Source organism: Psychrobacter sp. TB67, assembly GCF_000511065.1.
GTDB lineage: Bacteria > Pseudomonadota > Gammaproteobacteria > Pseudomonadales > Moraxellaceae > Psychrobacter > Psychrobacter okhotskensis.
In genome coordinates this window covers 1-5,224 of record NZ_AYYA01000063.1, presented here as the reverse complement: position 1 = coordinate 5,224, position 5,224 = coordinate 1, and the positions used below count along the sequence as shown (strand labels likewise).

Genomic DNA, 5,224 nt, shown 5'->3' with positions numbered 1-5,224 from the left:
GATGGTGACCACCATGATCCCGTCTGTGGACAAGGTTTACCTGACTCGCAGCGTAAGCGTTTTGGTGCGACATTATGGCTACCACCACCACTATCCGCGATACGCTCAACCAACATCCATGTGACAGGCGCCATGCCGACAGCTTGCATGGTTTCTGGATCATAACCGACGTAAGCTTCATTTGCTAACATCCCATCTAATAATACTTGAGCACTGGCATCTTCTCTACTAGGCACATAAATACCTGCAACAGGAACAACCTCATCTAACTCAACGCTATATTTAGGGTTGAGACGATAAACAGGCCACGATTCGGGTGGGTTAAGTGGTCCTCGAGATTCAGTACTATAATTTTCTATTAAATCACCAATACGCCAACCAAAATAACTGGTTATTTTTAGATTAAAGGCACGTAAGCTTGCCTCTGTTTCCCATTTATCGTAATCCAGTTGTTGCTGCTCTGGCATCCAGTCGATATCGTAATCCATACTAATAGCCCGAAAGTCACTCTCTACATTACCGCCATAGCCTATTGCTGCTAAGTCCCCTTTTAACAGCTCTTGATAACCGACGTTAAGACTATCCAAAGTATCACGTAGGTTTGGCAATACGCGCTCGCCCCAGACGATATCAGGTTGTCTGTTAATAGGACGCGTACGATAATCAAAGGGTAAATCATTGACGAATAGCTCAAGCGCGTATTCAGCGGCTTCTAGCATAGTTGCAAAGGCATCACGCATCTCTTTAAAGTAGGCGGGTGAACTATAGCGCTCTAGTAGGTAAATCTCTTGCGGTCTTATAATGTAGTTGTTCATTGCTTATTCACTTATACCAGTTTTGTTTGAGGGTTGGTACGCCAACCATATCTGTGTTTTCCAAACCTTTTATATCACTACCATAGCCCCATCCTGTTTTTCTGCGTGGTTGTACTATTGCTTTTATCAAATCTTTTGGGTCAAGTACAATCTGTATGCCACCACCTTCCAGTACGTACATAGCACCGCGTCCATTAGCAGTCTGAACTTTACCTTTGCTATCTTTAAGTACTTGACTGGCGGTTTTACCTTCCCATACCCTCATACCACCTTTGGGCACAATATACTGAACGACCTCACCGTTACTGTTCCAGCTCGCCCATACGGCAAAGCGTCTACGCCAGTCTTCTCTTTTTTTAAGTTTTATATATTCTGATTTCCTCATCCAACATATACTGTTATCATTACTCGTAGGGTCGACGACACGATAGAGTACTGTATTTTCTTTTAGCTTTACTGCCTTCATAGTATTAAATGTTTTAAACTTTCCCTTTAATGGTCCTGTGCCTGTATTAGAAATATTTGGATAATCTTTAGGTATTTCATAACATTTTGGTAGTTCAGGATATTTAACATTCCTAGTGACATCTACCCATCTAGGTGTACTGTTTTTTATAAGTTGCACTTCACCATCGGTATGCACTCTTCTAAAATTCGCGATGTTTGTCAGATTAGTAACTGCTTTATAGCCTCCTTCAGTGTCTAGTCGTATGGCTAAACGTTCCAGAAAGTCTTGTACGGGTGCTAAAAATTCACCGAGACGCTTGTTAGCGCGATTTCTTATATTTACCACTATTTTAAGCATATCGCCTGCTTGTTTACCGATACCTTTACTGCCGTATTTTTGGACAAATTCGACAGTCTCCTTCAAATAGCCGATATGCTCATCAAATACAGCGAAAATTTGCTTCGTATTAACTTGTGCTTTTACTTTGCGCAGTTCCTTAGCTGACCATCTATAGATATTAGTGGCCCCTTCTTTACTAATTAGCTTTTTAACTGCAGGGCTTCCTATAAACCTATTAATCCCCTTGATACCTTGTTCAATAGCAGGTTCAACTGTTTTATAAATTAAACTGCCTGAAAATTTTCCAGCTTTAGATAAAGGTCTCATCATGAAGCGTCTAACAGGGGCAAGTAGTACTTTAAATATTCCCTTAAATAGCGACCCTAAAACTGGAAACAGACCGATTAAGGTCAAGATTAGACCCACCCACGCCCAAGGGTTACTATCGTCTTCGTTTATTTTTTTGCAGTTAGCACAAATATCTCGAATATCACAGATCTGGTCTACAAATGGAATCATAGAAACGACAGTACCAGTAACGACTTGAGCAGTAGAAGGTTCCGATGCAAAATCACCTTGTATGACTATCCAAAGCCAATCGGCAATATCATTTGCCGTTTCCTTACCCTTTTGTAATGCTGTGTTAACAGGTGCACTGAACCATGCAAGTGCATTTGAAAGTTTTTTTTCTTTAGATGATAAAAAGCCCATTTTTATACCTTATTATTCTTTAAAACTGTTAGCAGCTTCTAAAACTTTAAGAAACGACTCAGGAGTAGGGTCTTCAAAGCCCTTGTCTTCATATTCAACACGGTTGGCTTCTTCGGGCACATTATTGTGATGTGCTTCACCTTTCCTATCGAGTCTTCCTTTAATAACTTGACCACCATCAAAGAATATTTTGTAGCCCACATCTGGTATACCTTCACCATCAACTCCTAAAAGTTTAAGACCAATCCAGTTTTCCATTTCTACAGATGGTAAATAAGGCAGTTCTGTTTTAACTCCACCCCCGCTACCCCAATCCACCTTACTCGCCTTATAGCCCACCTGAGCAGGTGTAATAAAGGTCACATTGCCACCTGATATTTCAATGCCGCTGCCCGCAGCTTTTAACGTCAACGTATCAGGCGCGATGATATTAATACTGTCTCGGCTATGAATACGCAGTACTTGCTCACTATCAAGGCGCATCTCATTCTGATGGGCTTGTATGGTGATATCACCATGAGCGGCGGTATGGGTTTGGGCTTTATTACTGTAATAATGAATATCGCCTGACACCAACTGATTCATCTGGGTTTGGCTGTGATGATGAGTGTTGTCTGTCGCATGCGAATGAGTGTTCTTAGTACTGGTATGTTGGCTGTGCTGTCCGCTTAGCATGGCGAGATGACGCTGGGAGTCGATAAGCAGGTTAGCCTGTTGCCATTGACCGGACTCGCTAAGACTACTATCGTTGTTGTCTTTGCTAAACTCGGCAAATGGGGTTTGCGCATCTTTATTATCGCCTTGCTTATTATTGCTACTGCCTTCTAGTCCGACTGGCTGATGGGTGCCAGCTAACTGCGCGTAGGCTTGTTGATGCTGATCGGCGGTTTGTAGTTTGCTATGACTGCTGTGATTCATATGCTGCTTTAATTGACTGTCAGCTTGATGGCTGCTGATGTGTATGCCTGTACTACCTTGCACATTAGCGGCAGCTTGGGTCTCAATACTGATGCCTTGCCCTCTTGCTTGACCGCGAGTGTGGTCGCTATGCTGATAGAAATGACCAATGGTGAGACTGCTCTGGTAGCTTGTGCTATAGACATTGATCTGTGGACTATTTGGATGGGTGTCAAACATCAGCTGATTGTAGCCATTCGCTAGACTGTCTTTGGTGGCGTCCCCTGTACGACTTGAGTCGATACTTTGGGTTTTGATGCCATCTATCGCATGAACATGACTTTGATTGATAAACCATGCGGGGCTAGTGGCGTCTATATGGTCCGAATCGCTAGTCAGACTATTGTGCTGAGCATCAGCATTACCTTGGCCATTATGAGTACTGCCGATGATGATGGGATGGGTGATGTCGCCACCGATGAAGTCGATCAGGACGTGTTGCCCATGACGCAGGGGATGGGTTTGTCCCATGTGGTCGGCGACTAAGTGACTGGCAATGGGTACCCAGTGGGCGTCATCACTACTGCTGTCGCTATTTTGTTCGCCCCCTTGTTCATTCTGCCAATGATAATGGATATGAGCGCGATGATTACGGTCATGAGTAATAGCACTGCTATCGGTGTCAATAATACTGGCACTCATGAGACCCGTCAGACTCGGATGCGGTTGCCCAAGTGTAGCAAGCTGTTCCCCATAGGGAATATGGTAATGGTGCGGAAACGGTAGATAGCAAGCGCTGATGTGATGGACGTTGTCATCATTGTCATCATCATTTTCATGGTCGGTATTTGGCTGTAAAGTAATGGGATCAAAGGGCGCAGCGCCGAGCCAATCTGCTGGTATATGATTGTTAATGTACTGATGAATAGAGACGAGACTGATCGGATCAATCAAATAAGGGTTGCCATCGATATAGTGGCTACTGGGCAGATTCAGATGACGGATATTGCCGGTTAAGCTGCCTAGATTGGCCAGCTGCTGTGCGTGCTGCTGATAGCGGGTGGCAAGTGCGGTGAGTCCATCATCGTTTAAATAACTATGACTGTGCAAAAAGCGCTGATGCGTGCTGCTTGATGAGTCGATAGGTTGCTCGCTACTGCTACTGCCGGTATAGGTACTCATCAAGCGACTGTCATAACGATGTAGGTCGCTTTGCTGAGTATGCTGGGCAATACGGGGGCGAATCGCAGTGATGCGGTCTTGTCTATCAGCAAGGTTGGCAGGGTTTTGACTTAAGGTGCTTTGAATGTCATTGGCATCAGGGCGCAGTATTTCGCCATTATGAGGAAGTAACACTAGCGTGTGACTATCCACTTCATGACGGTAATAACCTGTAATACCGTAAAGGGTGAGATACTGCGTTAAGTAAGCGAGATCGGTTTGGTTGTATTGGACGCTATGCTGTATATGGTAATCGCTGGCGCTACTTAAGCGCTCGTCAATCTCAACGTTCATATCGTACGAGCTTATGATTTGAGTGATGAGCTCACTGAGACTGAGATGGTGGTGACGGCGGTTATGACTGTTTAGGCGTAGTTGGCTAAGAGCAGGTTCGCAGATGATGCGGTAGGCGGCCATACCGCGCCAGTATTCCATCGGACACTAAACTTTGCACGATTCAATCTTCTCTACTACGCCTTTAATAATCATCCAAATAGCCTAAAAAAAGCGCATAAAACAACCCAATAATACTAAGTATAAATAAGGTGTGTAATATCCAAATAATGCGCCAGCGCCATAGAAACCATTTGCTTTGATTGTTTATGACTTTAATACGATACGGATTTATATTGGGGTCTATGTAAGGATTGGGTTTGTTCTGTGGGTATTGCAAATGCTCATATTGCGGTTCATTGATGATGTTGCGACCTTTAGATTGTATCCAGCCGCCACCTAATTTGACGTAGGCTTGTAGTACTAGTAGTGGAATGTACCACGGCCATACTCTAAAGTT

General features: G+C 43.8%; 4 protein-coding genes. All 4 read right to left on the bottom strand.

Annotation, left to right across the window (positions count from 1 at the left end; translation table 11 throughout):
- Nucleotides 1-815, bottom strand: an 815-nt coding sequence (locus W293_RS0112110) for a hypothetical protein (RefSeq protein WP_025652684.1), incomplete at its 3' end; no start/stop codon positions are given.
- Between the two features lie 7 nt (nt 816-822).
- Nucleotides 823-2,313 (bottom strand): hypothetical protein, encoded by a 1,491-nt coding sequence (locus tag W293_RS0112105; RefSeq protein WP_025652683.1) that lies wholly within the window; start codon nt 2,311-2,313, stop codon nt 823-825.
- Nucleotides 2,314-2,325: 12 nt separating this feature from the next.
- A complete protein-coding gene (locus W293_RS0112100; protein WP_025652682.1) occupies nt 2,326-4,866 on the bottom strand; it encodes a DUF2345 domain-containing protein in 2,541 nt (846 codons plus the stop codon).
- 43 nt (nt 4,867-4,909) lie between these two features.
- The coding region (locus tag W293_RS17385; RefSeq protein ID WP_037025235.1) for a hypothetical protein at nt 4,910-5,224 on the bottom strand (315 nt) is incomplete at its 5' end.